The 15,573-nt window shown below is 59.9% G+C and carries 16 protein-coding genes, 1 pseudogene and 1 riboswitch; of the genes and pseudogenes, 9 read left to right on the forward strand and 8 right to left on the reverse strand.

What is annotated here, in order from left to right:
- Positions 1 to 237 precede the first annotated feature (237 nt).
- A complete protein-coding gene (locus AACY02_RS12415) occupies positions 238 to 1,920 on the reverse strand; it encodes a fatty acid--CoA ligase (protein WP_339432173.1) in 1,683 nt (560 codons plus the stop codon).
- Between the two features lie 144 nt (positions 1,921 to 2,064).
- Entirely contained in the window at positions 2,065 to 2,694 is a 630-nt protein-coding gene (locus tag AACY02_RS12420; RefSeq protein ID WP_339432174.1) for a LysE family translocator, read from the reverse strand.
- 91 nt (positions 2,695 to 2,785) lie between these two features.
- Between AACY02_RS12420 and AACY02_RS12425 the strand changes: the two genes are divergently transcribed.
- The 3 genes from AACY02_RS12425 to AACY02_RS12435 all read left to right on the forward strand — a co-directional run bounded on the left by AACY02_RS12425 (position 2,786) and on the right by AACY02_RS12435 (position 5,617).
- A complete protein-coding gene (locus tag AACY02_RS12425; RefSeq protein ID WP_339432175.1) occupies positions 2,786 to 3,751 on the forward strand; it encodes a 2-hydroxyacid dehydrogenase in 966 nt (321 codons plus the stop codon).
- A gap of 31 nt (positions 3,752 to 3,782) precedes the next feature.
- A complete protein-coding gene (locus AACY02_RS12430; protein WP_339432176.1) occupies positions 3,783 to 4,781 on the forward strand; it encodes a class I SAM-dependent methyltransferase in 999 nt (332 codons plus the stop codon).
- 39 nt (positions 4,782 to 4,820) lie between these two features.
- Positions 4,821 to 4,945: riboswitch (yybP-ykoY riboswitch) on the forward strand.
- An 87-nt stretch (positions 4,946 to 5,032) separates the two neighbouring features.
- Complete coding sequence (locus AACY02_RS12435) at positions 5,033 to 5,617, forward strand: TMEM165/GDT1 family protein (RefSeq protein ID WP_221731535.1); 585 nt, start codon at positions 5,033 to 5,035, stop codon at positions 5,615 to 5,617.
- 122 nt (positions 5,618 to 5,739) lie between these two features.
- On the opposite strand, the gene AACY02_RS12440 is transcribed toward AACY02_RS12435, so the two are convergent.
- The gene (locus tag AACY02_RS12440) at positions 5,740 to 6,558 is read right to left on the reverse strand and encodes a M48 family metallopeptidase (protein ID WP_339432177.1); all 819 of its coding nucleotides are present in this window, start codon (positions 6,556 to 6,558) and stop codon (positions 5,740 to 5,742) included.
- A gap of 1,350 nt (positions 6,559 to 7,908) precedes the next feature.
- Between AACY02_RS12440 and AACY02_RS25985 the strand changes: the two are divergent.
- Positions 7,909 to 8,106: pseudogene (locus tag AACY02_RS25985) on the forward strand (HAMP domain-containing protein); the annotation flags it as partial.
- A gap of 111 nt (positions 8,107 to 8,217) precedes the next feature.
- Positions 8,218 to 8,961 carry a methyl-accepting chemotaxis protein gene (locus AACY02_RS25990; protein WP_401138739.1) on the forward strand — a complete coding sequence of 248 codons (744 nt, stop codon included), beginning with the start codon at positions 8,218 to 8,220 and terminating at the stop codon, positions 8,959 to 8,961.
- A 98-nt stretch (positions 8,962 to 9,059) separates the two neighbouring features.
- On the opposite strand, the gene AACY02_RS12450 is transcribed toward AACY02_RS25990, so the two are convergent.
- From AACY02_RS12450 to AACY02_RS12460, 3 genes are read right to left on the reverse strand one after another with little or no spacing between them, the layout of a single operon-like run.
- Positions 9,060 to 9,683, reverse strand: coding sequence for an SOS response-associated peptidase (locus tag AACY02_RS12450; protein ID WP_339432179.1), 624 nt, complete (start codon positions 9,681 to 9,683; stop codon positions 9,060 to 9,062).
- Between the two features lie 36 nt (positions 9,684 to 9,719).
- Positions 9,720 to 9,980 (reverse strand): putative signal transducing protein, encoded by a 261-nt coding sequence (locus AACY02_RS12455; protein ID WP_339432180.1) that lies wholly within the window; start codon positions 9,978 to 9,980, stop codon positions 9,720 to 9,722.
- 9 nt (positions 9,981 to 9,989) lie between these two features.
- A complete protein-coding gene (locus AACY02_RS12460; RefSeq protein WP_339432181.1) occupies positions 9,990 to 10,172 on the reverse strand; it encodes a CPXCG motif-containing cysteine-rich protein in 183 nt (60 codons plus the stop codon).
- Between the two features lie 142 nt (positions 10,173 to 10,314).
- Between AACY02_RS12460 and AACY02_RS12465 the strand changes: the two genes are divergently transcribed.
- Complete coding sequence (locus tag AACY02_RS12465; protein ID WP_339432182.1) at positions 10,315 to 11,478, forward strand: 1-acyl-sn-glycerol-3-phosphate acyltransferase; 1,164 nt, start codon at positions 10,315 to 10,317, stop codon at positions 11,476 to 11,478.
- A 61-nt stretch (positions 11,479 to 11,539) separates the two neighbouring features.
- Here AACY02_RS12465 and AACY02_RS12470 read toward each other — a convergent pair whose 3' ends face one another.
- Positions 11,540 to 11,818, reverse strand: coding sequence for a hypothetical protein (locus AACY02_RS12470; protein WP_221731542.1), 279 nt, complete (start codon positions 11,816 to 11,818; stop codon positions 11,540 to 11,542).
- A 194-nt stretch (positions 11,819 to 12,012) separates the two neighbouring features.
- On the opposite strand from AACY02_RS12470, the gene AACY02_RS12475 reads away from it, so the two are divergent.
- Positions 12,013 to 12,219, forward strand: coding sequence for a hypothetical protein (locus AACY02_RS12475; RefSeq protein ID WP_016770662.1), 207 nt, complete (start codon positions 12,013 to 12,015; stop codon positions 12,217 to 12,219).
- A 105-nt stretch (positions 12,220 to 12,324) separates the two neighbouring features.
- Here AACY02_RS12475 and AACY02_RS12480 read toward each other — a convergent pair whose 3' ends face one another.
- Positions 12,325 to 12,909 carry a YajG family lipoprotein gene (locus AACY02_RS12480; RefSeq protein WP_221731543.1) on the reverse strand — a complete coding sequence of 195 codons (585 nt, stop codon included), beginning with the start codon at positions 12,907 to 12,909 and terminating at the stop codon, positions 12,325 to 12,327.
- A gap of 204 nt (positions 12,910 to 13,113) precedes the next feature.
- Between AACY02_RS12480 and AACY02_RS12485 the strand changes: the two genes are divergently transcribed.
- On the forward strand, positions 13,114 to 13,347 hold the full coding sequence (locus tag AACY02_RS12485; RefSeq protein WP_339432183.1) for a hypothetical protein: 234 nt from the start codon (positions 13,114 to 13,116) through the stop codon (positions 13,345 to 13,347).
- Positions 13,348 to 14,052: 705 nt separating this feature from the next.
- Positions 14,053 to 15,561, forward strand: a complete 1,509-nt coding sequence (gene mqo, locus AACY02_RS12490; protein WP_339432184.1) for a malate dehydrogenase (quinone) — start codon at positions 14,053 to 14,055, stop codon at positions 15,559 to 15,561.
- The last annotated feature ends 12 nt before the right edge of the window (positions 15,562 to 15,573 follow it).

Below are 15,573 nucleotides of genomic sequence, written 5' to 3' on the forward strand. Positions count from 1 at the left end.
ATCGCCCCGTTTTGTGCGTGTGCCCCGTTCTTAAAAATCCTTGAGTGGACTATAGCCAGCAGGTTGTAGAGCTTGATCCCTCTAAAGTGTGATTTGCAGCTGCCGGCCACTCTGGAACAGTCCTTTTGCCAGTCCGACACATGTCGGCACGGCAAGGATGGCTGATTTTTTCGATTTCACAAGCCAAGCGCTTGCTTGGGGGGCCTGGCGCGCCGTTTTCGGCGCGCCGGCGGACACTCAAAGTGTCGAAAGGAAGGTACTGTTGTTGGCCTGCCATTGGGTGATGTCGAGGCGGATGCGCTTCTTGTCGAGCTTGCCAACGCTGGTCTTGGGAATTTCGGTAACAAGGGCAATCTGGCTCGGGATCGCCCACTTGCTCAGGTGCCCCAATTCCACAAACGGCTTGAGGTGTTCCTTGAGCTCACGCGCCCCGATCTCGTGCCCTTCACGGATCACCAGCAGGGCAAACGGACGCTCCCCCCACTGCGGATCAGCGATGCCCACCACTGCTACTTCGCGTACCGCGACATGGCGGCTGATCAGGTCTTCGAGGTCCAGCGAGGAAATCCATTCGCCACCGGTCTTGATCACGTCCTTGATGCGGTCGCGGATGTCGATCACGCCCATGCTGTCGAGCGTCGCCACGTCACCGGTGTGCAGCCAGCCGCCGGCCCAGAGCTCAGCGCCCTTCTGCGGCTCGTTGAAATAGCCTTCGGTCAGCCATGGCGCGCGCAATACCAGTTCGCCTTGAGTCTCACCGTCGGCCGGGAGGAAATTGCCCTCGGCGTCGATGATCGCGGCTTCCACCAGCGGTCCAGGGACACCGGCCTTGATCCGATACGTGGTGCGCTCATCCTCGGTGCCGGCCATCAGCTCATCATTGAGATGTGCGCAGGAAACCAGCGGCCCGGTTTCCGACATGCCGTACGCCGCCGTGAGCTGAATGCCGCGCGCCTTGGCGGTTTCGTACAAGGTGCGATTGAGTGCGCTGCCGCCAATGACGATTTTCCAGCCACCGAAATCGGTGCCTTGCGCGCCCTTGGCATTGAGCAACATTTGCAGGATCGTCGGCACGCAGTGGGAGAACGTGACCTTCTCCTTGCGCCACAACTCCACCAGAAACTCCGGATCGTAACGCCCCGGGTAAACCTGTTTGAGCCCGAGCATGGTCGCCACATACGGCAGGCCCCAGGCGTGTACGTGGAACATCGGGGTGATCGGCATGTACACGTCGCTGGTGCCGAGCAGGCGCACGCTGTCGATGCAGCCCATGATCGTCGACACGCCCATGGTGTGCAGCACCAGTTGCCGATGGGTGAAATACACGCCTTTCGGGTTGCCGGTGGTGCCGGTCGTGTAGAACGTGGTGGCAACCGAATTTTCGTCGAAATCCTGGAAGTCGTACTGCGGGCTCGCGGCGGCCAGCAGTTGTTCGTACTCGCCAACCAGATTCGGCAACTCGGCGGTTTTTTCCGGCAGATCGGTGAGCAGCAGGGTTTTCTCGACGGTGGTCAGTTGCGGCGCGATGGCCTGATAGAGACCTGCAAACTCGCTGTTGACCAGCACAAAGCGGTCCTCGGCGTGGTTCATGGTGTAGAGGATCTGTTCAGGCGACAGACGCACGTTGATCGTGTGGATCACCGCGCCGATCATCGGCACGGCAAACATGCATTCCAGATAACGATGGCTGTCCCAGTCCATCACCGCCACGGTGTCACCGGCCTTGACGCCCGCCGCCGTCAGCACATTGGCCAGCCGCGCCACACGCTCGATCAGGGTCGGATAGCTGTAGCGCAACTGGTCTCGGTAGACGATCTCGCGGGTTTTCTCGTAACGGGCGCCGGACATCAGCAGCCGCTTGATCAGCAATGGATACTGGTAGGCCCCATCGGCCGGGGGAATGACGCGAGTCTGCAACATAAGAATCCCTTTTCTGACTGCACGGTGTTGGCGTAGAGATTTGTACTCTAAAACCCTTATACGCCAGCCAAATCAGCCAAAGGAATGATTTGCACAGCCGTACAAATGCTAGCTTTGCGCCAGCATTTGCCGGTTATCCATCGCCTAGTGCATCTCGGTGAACGCCAGCTTCACGCCGATAGCGATCAGCACCGCGCCCATGGTGCGGTCGAACCAGTGGCCCATGCGGGCGAAACCGGCGCGCACGCGCTGTTGGCTGAACAGCATCGCGACAAGGCAGAACCAGGTGGCGGTCGCGACGGCCAGGTAAACCCCGTAACCGGCCTGCACCGACAGCGGCGTATGCGGGTTGATCACCACAGTGAACAGTGACAGGAAAAACAGCGTGGCTTTCGGGTTCAGGCCGTTAGTCACAAAGCCTGAAGTGAACGCGCCGCGTGCGGTGCGCTCACCGGCTTCTTTGTGCAGATCATCGCTGACGGTTTTCGCCGGTTGCGCGCGCAGGGCCTTGAAGCCGATGTACAGCAAATAAGCCGCCGCCGCCCATTTCAACGCGTTGAACAACACGATCGACTGCGACACGATCAGGCCGATGCCGAGCAACGAATAGCCAACGTGCAGAAAAATCGCCGTGCCCACACCCAGCGCCGTCCATGTGCCGGCGCGGCGACCGTGGGTCACGCTCTCGCGCACCACCACGGCAAAGTCCGGGCCGGGGCTGGCGACGGCCAGCAAGTGGATCAGTGCAACGGTCAAGAACTCGGTCCAGTACATGGGGGCTCCTTTAGGCCAGGCGTAACGTTTTGTTTCATCTGATAGGCTCGGCAGATTACGCCTTCCGTTCACTGCACAAAAGGTACAGTTGATGACTAACTCGCGCCGCGCCGTATTCCTCGATCACCCTTCGCTGGATCTCGGCGATCTTGACCTCAGCCCTTTGCGCGCCTGCTTCACTGACTTGCAACTGTTCACCCAGACCCTGCCTGAACACGTCGCCGAACGCCTGCAAGGTGCCACCGTGGCCATAACCAACAAGATCCTGATCGACGACGCAGCGATGGCCGCCAGCCCGGAACTGAAACTGATCCTGATCACCGCCACCGGCACCAATAACGTTGATCTGGCCGCCGCCCGTGCTCACGGCATCACCGTGTGCAACTGCCAGGGTTACGGCACGCCATCGGTGGCGCAGCACACGATCATGCTGCTGCTCAATCTCGCCACGCGCTTGGCCGATTACCAGCAAGCGGTGGGCGAAGGTCGCTGGCAGCAAGCAAAACAGTTCTGTCTGCTGGACTACCCGATTGTCGAACTGGAAGGCAAAACCCTCGGCCTGCTTGGGCATGGCGAACTCGGCGGTGCCGTTGCCCGGTTGGCTGAAGCCTTCGGCATGCGCGTGCTGCTGGGGCAAATCCCCGGCCGCCCGGCCCGGCCGGATCGTCTGCCACTGGATCAATTGCTGCCGCAGATCGACGCGCTGACCCTGCACTGCCCGCTCAACGAACACACTCGCCAGTTCATCGGTGCTCGCGAACTGGCGTCGATGAAGCCCGGCGCGTTCGTGGTCAATACCGCCCGTGGCGGACTGATCGACGAACAGGCCTTGGCCGACGCCTTGCGCAATGGCCATCTCGGCGGCGCCGCTACCGATGTGCTCAGCGTCGAGCCGCCCACCCAGGGCAATCCACTGCTGGCCGCCGACATCCCGCGCCTGATCGTCACGCCGCACAACGCTTGGGGCAGTCGCGAGGCCCGGCAACGTATCGTGGGTCAATTGACTGAAAACGCTCAGGCGTTTTTCAGCGCTAAGGCGCTGCGGGTCGTCAGTTGATAAACTGCGGCACTTTTTTTGAGGAGCAGTTATGGATCCGCGCAGTGAAGTACTGCTTCGTCAGGCCGAGTTATTCCAGGGCTCGCTATTGCTGGCCGGATTGCCTGCCGACGATTTGCTCGCACGTCTGCCCAACGCCTTTGGCTGGTGCTGGCACGCCGGCGATCAAGCCGCGCTCGACGCTCGCTTCGAAGGCCGCAGCCACTTTGGCGTGAATATCCCGGAGCGCGAATTCGACAGCGCCGTGGTGTTTCTGCCCAAATCCAAAGACCTGACCGATTACATCCTCAACGCTGTGGCCGCACGTCTGCCGGGGCGTGAGGTGTTTCTGGTCGGGGAAAAACGCAGCGGCATCGAAGGTGCGTCCAAGCAACTCAACCCGTTCGGCAAGCCGCGCAAACTCGACAGCGCCCGGCATTGCCAACTGTGGCAAGTGACCGTGGCCAATGCGCCAGAAGCAAAATCGCTGGAAAGCCTGGCGCAGACTTACGAATTGCCGCTGGCTGAAGGCCCGTTGAAAGTCATCAGCCTGCCCGGCGTGTTCAGCCACGGCCGACTGGATCGCGGCAGTGCCCTGCTGCTGGAACATCTGGACAAACTGCCGAGCGGTCATCTGCTCGACTTCGGTTGTGGCGCGGGCGTGTTGGGGGCAGCGGTCAAACGTCGTTACCCGCACAACCAGGTCACGTTGCTGGACGTCGATGCGTTTGCTGCGGCCAGCAGTCGTCTGACCTTGGCAGCCAACGGCCTGGAAGGCGAGGTGCTGACCGGTGACGGAATCGATGCGGCACCAATGGGTTTGAGCGCGATTCTGAGCAACCCGCCGTTCCATGTCGGCGTGCACACCGATTATTTCGCCACCGAGAACTTGCTGCGAAAAGCGGTCAAACATCTGAAAAACGGTGGCGAACTGCGCTTGGTGGCGAACAGTTTCCTGAAGTATCAGCCACTGATCGAAGAGCATCTGGGCGTGTGTGCGATCAAGGCCGAGGGCAACGGATTCCGGATTTACCGGGCCAAGCGCGGCTGAAAATTAGCACTTGCCGAATGGATTCTGCCTAGGCAGAATCCGCTCCGTCCTAGGGGAGTAGTCTCCCACGAGCGCCAAGCTCGTCCGGCATACGTCAACATACTTGATCCTCAGATCATGGCGTATGCGACCCAAGCGTCCGCACCAGACGGATAGCAGGGTTTGACAAGACCTATGACACGAACACCTTACCCGGGGCGGGAAGGCTGTACGTGTCATAGCCGTGTCGACCCGCCCCTTAGGAAATCCTGATGCTGGACTCGTTACTCGTTCCCACCGCAATCGTTGCCTTGGCCGAAATCGGCGACAAGACGCAACTGCTCGCGCTGATTCTCGCCGCTCGCTTCCGCAAACCCTGGCCGATCATTGCCGGTATCGTCGCCGCAACGCTGGCCAACCACGCAGCAGCCGGTGCGGTCGGTGCCTGGTTCGGCAGCTTCTTCTCCGATTCGGTACTGCACTGGATTCTCGCCGCCAGCTTTACGGCCACGGCGTTGTGGACGCTGGTCCCGGACAAAATGGACGACGATGAAGCGAGCACGGCACGCAAATTCGGGCCGTTCCTCACGACGCTGATTGCGTTCTTCCTCGCGGAAATCGGAGACAAGACCCAGATCGCCACCGTCATGCTGGCTGCGCAATATCCGGAGCTTTGGCTGGTGATTATCGGCACCACCCTGGGCATGTTGATTGCCAACGTGCCGGTGGTATTGGCCGGTAATTTTGCGGCGGAAAAACTGCCACTGACATTGATCCGTCGATTGGCGGCTTCGGCATTCCTGATTTTGGCAGTCGTTGCGGTGTACAAGGCGATGCAAAGCAGTGGCTGGGTTTGACGGCGTAAGTCGATAGACCCTGTCAGCGTTCTTCGCGAGCAAACCAGCCCCCACTATGGAGTGCATTCCAAAGTGAGAGCGGGCTTGCTCGCGAAGGGGCAATCAGCCTCGCTGCAAAACCATCAGGACTTCGGCGCTTTCTCGTACAGCGGCATGACCTTCGGAATCGCCGCCTGCAACGAGGCAATACGGCTGCTCGACGCCGGGTGAGTGCTCATGAACTCCGGTGGAGAACCTTCCGAAGCCTTGCTCATCTTGTTCCACAAGGTGATCGCCGCGTTCGGGTTGTAACCGGCGCGAGCGGCCAGTTCCAGACCAATCAGGTCGGCTTCGTTTTCGTTGGCTCGGCTGTTGGGCAAGGTCATGCCGTAGTTGGCCACGGTGTCGGCCAGCGCCAGGCTGTCCTGCCCCAGACCAAACAGTGCGCCCGCGCCCTGTTTGGCCATTTCAACGCCATAGGCCTTGGACATCGCTTCACGACCGTGCTCGCGCAGGGCGTGGGCAATTTCATGGCCCATGACCGCGGCGATCTCATCGTCGGTGAGTTTCAGGCTGTCGATCAGCCCGGTGTAGAAGATGATCTTGCCGCCGGGGCCGCAGTTGGCGTTGAGCTCATCGCTCTTGATCAGATTGACTTCCCATTGCCACTGCGCGGCATCCGGGCGGAAGTTCGGCGCCTGAGCGATCAAGCGGTTGGCAATCGCCTGAACGCGCTTGGCCTCAGGACTGGTTTTGTCCAGCACGCCTTTGCTCGACGCCTCGCCGACGGTTTTCTGATACGACTGGGCATACATCTGGTCGACCTCTTGCGAGGACAGCATGCTGAACATGTACTGCTTGCGCTCCACCCCTACGGCTCCGCCGCTGGTGGTGTTGACCGACTGACAACCGGCCAGCAACAGCGCTGCGCTCAGTGCACTTACAACCAATGTCTTGTTCATTCAAAAGCTCCCTGAAAACGTGCGCGTATCGTAGGCGGGTAATGGTATCGGCGCCAGAGTCAACAGACGTATTGCAGCGGCTTTCAGATATTTCCCGCCCGCACTGTCGTAAAAAATTCACAGCGACCGCAAGCCCCCGACAACTGCGTCGCGCACGCATCCATTTGCGACATCCCCACCCAATTGCGCCTTGCACCATTCATGGCTCATTGCCCGCTGCCGATACATCACCGCAGACATCCTCTTGCGTGCGGAGCTCCCATGAAGTTCAAGTCGATCCAGTTTTCCGTCGCCGCCCTGGCCGGCGCTATCGTACTCAGCGTGGTTGCCGCGCTGGTGCTGTACGCGCTGTTCTCTGGCGCCCGCACTCAGGAAATGGTGCAGCAACGCACTCAGGCCCAGTTTGAACAAGTCATCGAACAGCGACTGACCTCACTGGCACAAACCCAGGTCAGCCAGATTCAGCGCGAACTCGAAGCGCCGTTGCTGATTGCCGGCGGGCTGGTGCGGGTCAACGCCTTGCTCGGCACGCCCGGCGCCGATGGCCAGCCACGCCTGAGCGTCAGCCGTGAACAGTTGATCAGCCTGATCAAAGAGAACGTCGAAAAGAACCCGAAGATTCTCGGCACCTACATCGCGTGGGAAAAAAACGCACTGGACCACAATGACGCAGCCTACGTCGGCACCCGCGTCGTCGGTATCGACGCAGCCAACGGGCGCTTCCTGCCATGGTGGTTCCGCAACGACAACGGCACCCTGGGCCTGGACAAACTGGTGGACGTCGACGACCAGAAAGTCCTCTCCACCGGCGTGCGCGCCAGCGAGTACTACCTGTGTTCGAAAGAGCGCAAAAAATCCTGCGTGATCGATCCTGCGCCCTACAAGGTCGGCGACAAGATCGTCATGCTCGCCTCCTTTATCGAACCGATCATGCTCAACGGCGCATTCCAGGGCATCGTCGGCGCCGACCTGTCGGTGAACTTCATCCAGGAAATGCTCCTGGGCGCCAATCAGAAACTCTACAGCGGCGCCGGAGAAATGGCCCTGATCGGCAGCAATGGCCGGATCGTCGCCTACACCAAGGATCCGAGCAAATTCGGCGAAAAGGTCAGCGACATTCTCGACGCCGAACAGATTGCCAGCATGGCCAACCTCAAGCGCGGCGAAGTCACCTACTCCGTCAATAAGGACAAGGGGCGCATCGAATTGTACTTGCCGTTCGGCATTGGCCAGACTGACGCGCGCTGGACGTTGATGCTGCAACTGCCGATCAACGCGGTGATGGCTGATCTGCAAAAACTGCAGGGCGACCTCGATGCCCAGCGCAAGTCCGACACCTTCGGCATGGCCATGGTCGGTCTGATCATCGCTGGCGTCGGCCTGCTGGTGATCTGGCTGGTGGGCCACGGCATTGCCCGGCCACTCAAGCAGATGGTCGCGATGCTGGATGACATTGCCCAGGGTGAAGGTGATCTGACCCGTCGCTTGAGCAGTGATCGCAGCGACGAATTGGGTTCGATTGCCAAGGGTTTCAACACCTTCCTGAGCAAGTTGCAGGCGATGATTACCCAAGTGGTGACGTCGGTGCAGAGCGTCAGCGACTCGTCGGAACACACCGCCGACATCGCGATTCGCACCAACATCGGCATCCAGAAACAAATGGCCGAGATCGATCAGGTCGCCACCGCCGTGCAGGAAATGACCGCCACCGCGCAAGATGTGGCGCGCAACGCGACCCAAGCGGCGCAAGCAGCGAGCCATGCCGATCAAGCCGCCAGCCAGGGCATGCAGATTGTCCGCGATACCTCCCATTCGATTGGCGTGCTGGCGGTGGAAATCGGCAAGGCTGTGGGTGTGGTGCAAACCCTGGCCAAGGACAGCGAGAACATCAACGCGATCCTCACCGCGATTCGCGGGATCGCCGAACAGACCAACCTGTTGGCGCTGAACGCGGCGATCGAAGCGGCGCGTGCCGGCGAACAAGGTCGCGGCTTTGCGGTGGTGGCGGACGAGGTGCGCAATCTGGCGCAGAAAACCCAGAAAGCCACCGAAGAAATCCAGACCATGATCCAGCAACTGCAACAGGGCACCCGCGATGTGGTGCGGGTCATGGAAGACAGCCAGAACCGCACCGACGAAAGCGTGCAGCACGCCTCGAAAGCGGCCGAGGCGCTGGAGACGATTACCCAGGCGGTGTCGGTGATCAACGACATGAATACGCAGATTGCCAGTGCGGCCGAGGAGCAGAGCGCGGTGGCCGATGACATCAACCGCAACGTGATCAATATTGGCCAGGTGGCCAATGAGGTGGCGGGCGGCGCGGATGAGTCGAGTTCGGCCAGTGCCGACCTGACCAAACTGGCGGAGCAGCAGCGGCGGTTGATCAATCAGTTCAAGGTCTGATCCAAAGGCGCCTTGTCGAGCAAGCCCGCTACCACCCTGGAGTGAATTCCAATGGTGGGCGCGGGCTTGCGCGCCAAGGCGTCAATGCAGTCAACGCACTACCCCGGGGTCAGACACTCCGGCCCATTGAGCTTCGGATCATTGATCAGATTCGCCAGCACCCGCTCGCGCAGCGCGGCAGGCTCACTGGCCAGCAAACCCTGCAACACATGCAACGGTGTTTCGGGATTGAGCCAAGCGGCCTGCCCCGCCTCATCGAGAATCAACGGCCGGCGCTGACTGGCCGCCGGCTGAGTGATGACGGCGGTACTCAGCCACACCTGTTCCTGCACCGGATATGCCTCCCAGATCGCCGCAAAAAACAGCGAAGAACCCTCCCCCGGCGTCAGCCAGTACGGGCGTTTGCGTTGGGTACCCCGCCACTCGTAAAAGCCGTTGGCCGGCAGCAGGCAGCGACGCAGGCGCAGTGCCTCGCGAAACATCGGCTGTTCGGCCACTGTTTCTGCCCGGGCATGCGCCGGTGTTTTCGACAAATCGGTCAACCACGGCGGCGTCAGCCCCCATCGGGCCCGGGCCAGCGTGCGCTGGCCGTCGGCCTCGGCGCGCAGCATCAACACCGAATCATTGGGGGAAATGTTCCACTGCGCCTGTTGATCGGCGGGAAAACCAGGCAGCGCCGCGAAGTCGCGGTTCCAGCGAAACAGGGCATAACGTCCACACATGGGGCAACACGACTCAGAAGTAAAACGAACGTCAGCCTAACAGACCAGCGTCCCGGGGAAGCTCTCCGGTTCATCGCCGGGCAGCGGCAGCGCGGCATTGTACGCGGTGATCAGTTCGCGGGCGTACTCGGCCTGATCGTTATCCACCGAAAGCCCCAGCAGTCCAAAAATCGGCAATTCACCCGTGCCGCCGAGCAGATCCCGGCCCACCAGGAGCGCTTCAATACCTTCGCTGGCGAGCATGCCTTTGAGCATTTCGCCTTCCATCAGGCTCTCCGGTTCGTAGATTCGCTGCATGGGCGCCCCTCACTCGTTTTCGCTGAAGACTTCCAGGTGCCATTCTTCTTCGTGAACCTGCAATACGAATGTGATCGGCCGACAACACACCTGACAGTCCTCGATGTAGGTCTGGTCGCCGCCAGACAGATCCAGCGTCGTCTCGACATCTTCACCACAATACGGACATTCATACTCAGCGGTTTCCAGCATCGCGGTCTCCCAAGTGACTTGTGCGTATAATCGCCGGTCTATTTGCAGGGCTATTTTTGTCTGGCTACCTTTTCAGACCGTGCCCCGCGGGTTTTCGATCAAAACCTTTACTTACCCTAGCCGTTTCCAACAAGAGAGCATGATGGGCGAATTCGATGCCATCCGACCTTACGACGACAGCGAAGTACCTGCGGTACTGGCAAGACTGCTCGGCGACAAGGCGTTTCTAGATATCCTCACCCACTTCCGCTTCCCGCGTTTTGCCGGTCCTTTCGGCTGGATGCTCAAACCCCTTATAGCCCATCGGCTGCGTCGTGAGTTCGCCGGCGTCAACTCGGTAGCTACCTTACAAGATAAAGTCGAGTTCTACGTCGACCACACCATCGAGCGCGCCACCGATGGCGTGACCTACACCGGTGTCGAGCAATTCAAGTCAGGCAGTGCCTATCTGTTCATCGCCAACCACCGCGACATCGTGATGGACCCGGCCTTCGTCAACTATGCCGTGTACCACGCCGGCCTGCCGACCCCGCGTATCGCCATCGGCGACAACCTTTTGCAAAAGCCGTTCGTCAGCGATCTGATGCGCCTGAACAAGAGTTTTATCGTTCACCGTTCGATCACCGGGCGCCGCGAGAAAATGGCCGCGTACCAGTTGCTGTCGGCCTACATCAACCACTCGATCCGCAACGACTGCGCCTCGATCTGGATCGCGCAGGCCGAAGGCCGGGCGAAGGATGGCGACGACCGCACCGAGTCGGCGATCCTCAAAATGTTCCACATGAGCCGCAAGGACGAACCGTTCGGCGAAGTGATTCAGTCACTGAACGTCACCCCGGTGTCGATCAGCTACGAATACGACCCCTGCGACCAGGCCAAGGCCCGCGAGCTGTACATCCGCGCCACCACCGGCACCTACGCCAAAGTGCCGGGCGAAGATGACGTGAGCATCGCCAAGGGCATCACCGGCTACAAGGGCCGGGTGCATGTGAACTTTGCCGCGCCGATCACCGAGTGCTTCGAAGACACCAAGCAATTGGCGATCGAGATGGACAAGCAGATTCTGGGCGGCTACCGCCTGTTCCCGGTGCATTACCTGGCCTATGCGCAGTGGGCGGACGCTGATCCACAAGTGAACGTGCCGAAGGCTGCGGAGGTATTCCCGGCCGATGAATTGGCCAAGGCGCAAGAAGAGTGGCAGAGCCGACTGGATGCTTGCCCTGAAGAGCATCGCCCGTATCTGGTGCTGCAATATGCAACGCCGGTGCGCAATCAGTACCGGGTCAAGGCTGGGTTAGCGCTGTAAGCGGCGTCGGCCAGATACAGAAACGGCGCCCTCGAGCGCCGTTTTTCATGCCTGAAAATCATCAGTAGCGCGTGCTGATCCACGAAATGAGCAGTGCCAGGCCCAGGCAGGCAAAGCCAAAGCGATAGAAAAACCGATTCATGCGCAGCGTTGCCCAATCCAGAATCGGTTCGGCATTGGGCTGAGCCTGACGCTGGGCCGCGATACTGGCCATGGCGCGCTGTTCACGGCGGCGGGTCGCGTGCAGCAACCAACTGCCCGGAAACGCGAGCAACAGTGCCAGCAGATTGATCAATTTGGCGGGATGGGCGGTAAACAGCGTCATCAAGTGCAGCGACATCACAGACCCTCAAACTTAATCGGTGTGGCAGGCGCCAGGCGCGACGACCGCGGCGCGGATTTTACCGAAACATACCTTCGACGCCTCCCCTTTACGACAAATAACGCATCAATCGACCGATGGCTGTCCTGTGTCACGGCTTCGTCATGTGGATGCACCACCATGCGCGCCTCGAAACCGACACGGAACACGTCATGCTTCACGCTGAAAACCAGGATCGCCTGTACCTCATCACCCCCTACGACGATCAGCAAAGTCTCGTCGGCAGCCTTGCCTTCAATGTTCAGGATCGCCACTGGCTGGTGTATTGCGCCCTCGGCGGGCATCAGCATGCGGATTTGCCGGAGACGGATCTGCTGACAGGCGTGAGCGTTCTCGATTTCTATTCTCAAGCCGCCTGACCCGCCGCCGCTCCCACAGGGGATTTGTGCAAGGTTCAAAGACAGCGCCCACAAAAAAGCCCGGAGCCATCACTGGCACCGGGCTTTTTTTACTGCGCCGAAAGCTTACTCGGCGAGGACCTGACCCACGGTCGGGTCCTTGAACAGACGCGTCAACGCATCGCTCAACACGTCGCTGACCAGTTTGGTGTTGGTTTCCTGGTTGGGCGCCATGCCGAAGCGCTGATCCAGCGAAGCACCGTAACGGCCGCTGTAGCGACGGTTGGCGTTCTGCACGTCGGAGCGGAAGGTCGCGCCGATAGTCGCCTCGGTCACGTACATGCCTTCTTTCGGCGACTGGTATTTCAGCTCCGCCAGGGTCACGGTCAACTGCGGTGCGTTCGGTGCGTTGTTGGTCGGGGTGAACCCGAGCAGACGCACGGCGGCTTCAGCCTGAGCCTGCAACTTGGGCAGGATCTGCTCGCGCTGCACGCTGATGACGCTGGTTTCCGGGTACAGACCGCCACGGGTGCCCAGGGTTGGCGACGGACGACCGTCGACCACACGCACCACCACAGGCTGGCCACGGCCGACCGCCGCCAGTTGCGTGGTCAGCTTCGGTTCCGGACTCAGTTGTTGCGGGCTGTGGGCGCAGCCGGCCAGAGTCAAACCGGCCACAGTGATCAAACCGAACAACAGGCGTTGCAACATGCTCTTTTCTCCAGAATCAGGCACAAACAGGCCCGCAGTATAGCGGTGGGCCACTGCGCGGAACCAGCACCGCACAATGAATACTGAAATGTCTGACAAACCCTGATGAAAGCGGTTCCTGTCACAGATTGTTCACCGCCCATACACCTTGACGTCACGGCCTGCGGGCAAGCTCGAACCAGTCCTCCAACAAGGTACTCGGCCATGCGCTATTTGATCTCGTTGTTCGCCCCACGCCCGCTGCACCGCTGCTTTGCCCTGCTCGACCGCAACGGCCACTGCCAGGCGTTCAAGCAGTGCAGCCTGCAGCCAATGGGCGACGGATGGGTGGAAATCGAAGAAATCCGCCTCAATTGGTTGCGTAATCCGCTGCCTGCCAGCGCCCGGATCGCCCAGCGTCAACCGCGCGCAAACGCTCAGGTCCAGTTGAGCATCTGACCGGATGCCTAATAAAAGTCATTAAACACAACCAACTCCGCGCATTTCTTCGATACAATCTCCCCCCGATTATAAGGACGTCTCCTGATCGGGCCCCGCAACAGCGTCAATGCGCATGCATCGACATCCAAATCGCCCACAGAGAGCCGCCCACACAGATCGAGTGAAGTTGGCGTGCTTGCCTGTTCCTGCGGCAAAAACCCGCTTTTCGCGAATCTGCAGAGCTGTCATTACGCTCGGCCACCGAGATGTTTTGCCCCTTCGGGCAGGTTGCCAGGCTTGGACAGCCCTTTTTTGAGGTTCACGTCTTCAAAAGAGCGTGAAAAAAACGGGTTTTCACAACTTCACAAGAGTGTGGCGAGCAAATGAATAGTTTTGCGTCTGAACATGCACCATTAGCGTCTGAAACAGCCCAACGACACAGGACCGGGTATACCTCGAATACCAGAGCCTGAAGCCTGTCCGCTACGGATTTGGTTGCACAAAACGGATGTCTCGACCATAAGTCGAATTGCCAGCCGCGTGCTGAAATGAGTTCATGGAGCTCGTAAAGCCAGGCCGCATGCGTCCGTCGAAGTTGCGAAAAATTGCGAAGATTCGGACATGGCGAACCTGACCATGGGCATCCTGGGTTTACTGACCTGCCCTTGAATGCCTGGCAGCCATGCCGACAATTTGGTGCTGCAGATTTTGGAGACGCGTTAAATGGCGCATAACGAAGCAGTCGACGTAGTTCTGGTTGGGGCCGGCATCATGAGTGCCACCCTTGCCGTACTGCTCAAAGAGCTCGATCCGGCGATCAAGCTGGAAGTTGTCGAGCTGATGGATTCCGGTGCTGCCGAGAGTTCCAACCCATGGAACAACGCCGGTACCGGCCACGCTGGCCTGTGTGAGCTGAACTACACGCCGCAGGCGGCTGATGGCACCGTCGACATCAAGAAAGCCGTGCACATCAACACCCAGTTCGAGGTGTCGAAGCAGTTCTGGTCGTACCTGACCAAGAAAGGCACGTTCGGCTCGTGCAAATCCTTCATCAGCCCGGTCCCGCATCTGAGCTTCGTGCAGGGCGACAAAGGCGTTTCCTTCCTCAAGGAACGCTTTGATGTGCTGCACAAGCACCACGCGTTTTCCGACATGGAATACACCGAAGACAAGGCCACAATGGCCGAGTGGATGCCGTTGATGATGCCGGGGCGCGCGCCGGACGAAGTGCTCGCCGCGACCCGGGTGATGAACGGTACCGACGTCAACTTCGGCGCTCTGACCAATCAGTTGCTCAAGCACCTGACCAGCGCCCCCGACGCTCAAGTCAAATACTGCAAACGCGTCACCGGCCTCAAGCGTAACGGCGCCGGCTGGACCGTCAGCATCAAGGACGTCAACAGCGGCAGCAGCCGTGAAGTCGACGCCAAATTCGTTTTCCTCGGCGCGGGTGGCGCGGCACTGCCGTTGCTGCAGGCTTCGGGTATCGAAGAAAGCAAAGGTTTCGGCGGTTTCCCGATCAGCGGCCAGTGGCTGCGTTGCGATAATCCGCAAGTGGTCAAACACCACCAGGCCAAGGTCTACAGCCAGGCAGCGGTGGGTTCGCCACCGATGTCGGTGCCGCACCTGGACACCCGCGTGGTCGATGGCAAGAAATCCCTGCTGTTCGGGCCATACGCCGGTTTCACCACCAAGTTCCTCAAGCACGGCTCCTTCATGGACCTGCCGATGTCGGTTCGCGCCGGCAACATCGGGCCGATGCTGGCGGTGGCGAAGAACAACATGGACCTGACCAAATACCTGGTCAGCGAAGTGATGCAGTCGATGGAGCAGCGCCTGGAATCCCTGCGCCGCTTCTACCCTGAGGCGAAAGCCGAAGACTGGCGCCTGGAAGTGGCCGGTCAGCGGGTGCAGATCATCAAGAAAGACCCGAAAAAGGGCGGCATCCTGCAATTCGGTACCGAGCTGGTTTCGGCCAAGGACGGCTCCCTCGCCGCCCTGCTCGGTGCTTCGCCGGGTGCATCAGTGACCGTTTCGATCATGCTCGAACTGATCGAGAAGTGCTTCCCGGGCAAGGCCAAGGGTGAGTGGGCGGCCAAACTGGCCGAAATCTTCCCGGCCCGTGAAAAAGTCCTGGAAACCGATGCGGCGCTGTATCGCAAGATCAACACGCAGAACAACATCGCCCTGGAACTGGTTGAAGAAAGCAGCGAGACCCCAAGCTACGCTTGATCTTGCCGCATA

The organism is Pseudomonas sp. EA_65y_Pfl2_P78 (genome assembly GCF_963970495.1).
Classification (GTDB): domain Bacteria; phylum Pseudomonadota; class Gammaproteobacteria; order Pseudomonadales; family Pseudomonadaceae; genus Aquipseudomonas; species Aquipseudomonas baetica_A.

Bases quoted from the DNA above. Each gene is read 5' to 3' on its own strand.
- AACY02_RS12475 (WP_016770662.1), top strand. From the start codon at position 12,013: ATGCTTCACGCTGAAAACCAGGATCGCCTGTACCTCATCACCCCCTAC.
- AACY02_RS12425 (WP_339432175.1), top strand. From the start codon at position 2,786: ATGACTAACTCGCGCCGCGCCGTATTCCTCGATCACCCTTCGCTGGAT.
- AACY02_RS12430 (WP_339432176.1), top strand. From the start codon at position 3,783: ATGGATCCGCGCAGTGAAGTACTGCTTCGTCAGGCCGAGTTATTCCAG.
- AACY02_RS12420 (WP_339432174.1), bottom strand. From the start codon at position 2,694: ATGTACTGGACCGAGTTCTTGACCGTTGCACTGATCCACTTGCTGGCC.
- AACY02_RS12435 (WP_221731535.1), top strand. From the start codon at position 5,033: ATGCTGGACTCGTTACTCGTTCCCACCGCAATCGTTGCCTTGGCCGAA.
- AACY02_RS12470 (WP_221731542.1), bottom strand. From the start codon at position 11,818: ATGTCGCTGCACTTGATGACGCTGTTTACCGCCCATCCCGCCAAATTG.
- AACY02_RS12465 (WP_339432182.1), top strand. From the start codon at position 10,315: ATGGGCGAATTCGATGCCATCCGACCTTACGACGACAGCGAAGTACCT.
- AACY02_RS12440 (WP_339432177.1), bottom strand. From the start codon at position 6,558: ATGAACAAGACATTGGTTGTAAGTGCACTGAGCGCAGCGCTGTTGCTG.
- AACY02_RS12480 (WP_221731543.1), bottom strand. From the start codon at position 12,909: ATGTTGCAACGCCTGTTGTTCGGTTTGATCACTGTGGCCGGTTTGACT.
- AACY02_RS12455 (WP_339432180.1), bottom strand. From the start codon at position 9,980: ATGCAGCGAATCTACGAACCGGAGAGCCTGATGGAAGGCGAAATGCTC.
- AACY02_RS12415 (WP_339432173.1), bottom strand. From the start codon at position 1,920: ATGTTGCAGACTCGCGTCATTCCCCCGGCCGATGGGGCCTACCAGTAT.
- AACY02_RS12460 (WP_339432181.1), bottom strand. From the start codon at position 10,172: ATGCTGGAAACCGCTGAGTATGAATGTCCGTATTGTGGTGAAGATGTC.
- AACY02_RS12485 (WP_339432183.1), top strand. From the start codon at position 13,114: ATGCGCTATTTGATCTCGTTGTTCGCCCCACGCCCGCTGCACCGCTGC.
- mqo (WP_339432184.1), top strand. From the start codon at position 14,053: ATGGCGCATAACGAAGCAGTCGACGTAGTTCTGGTTGGGGCCGGCATC.
- AACY02_RS12450 (WP_339432179.1), bottom strand. From the start codon at position 9,683: ATGTGTGGACGTTATGCCCTGTTTCGCTGGAACCGCGACTTCGCGGCG.
- AACY02_RS25990 (WP_401138739.1), top strand. From the start codon at position 8,218: ATGGCCGAGATCGATCAGGTCGCCACCGCCGTGCAGGAAATGACCGCC.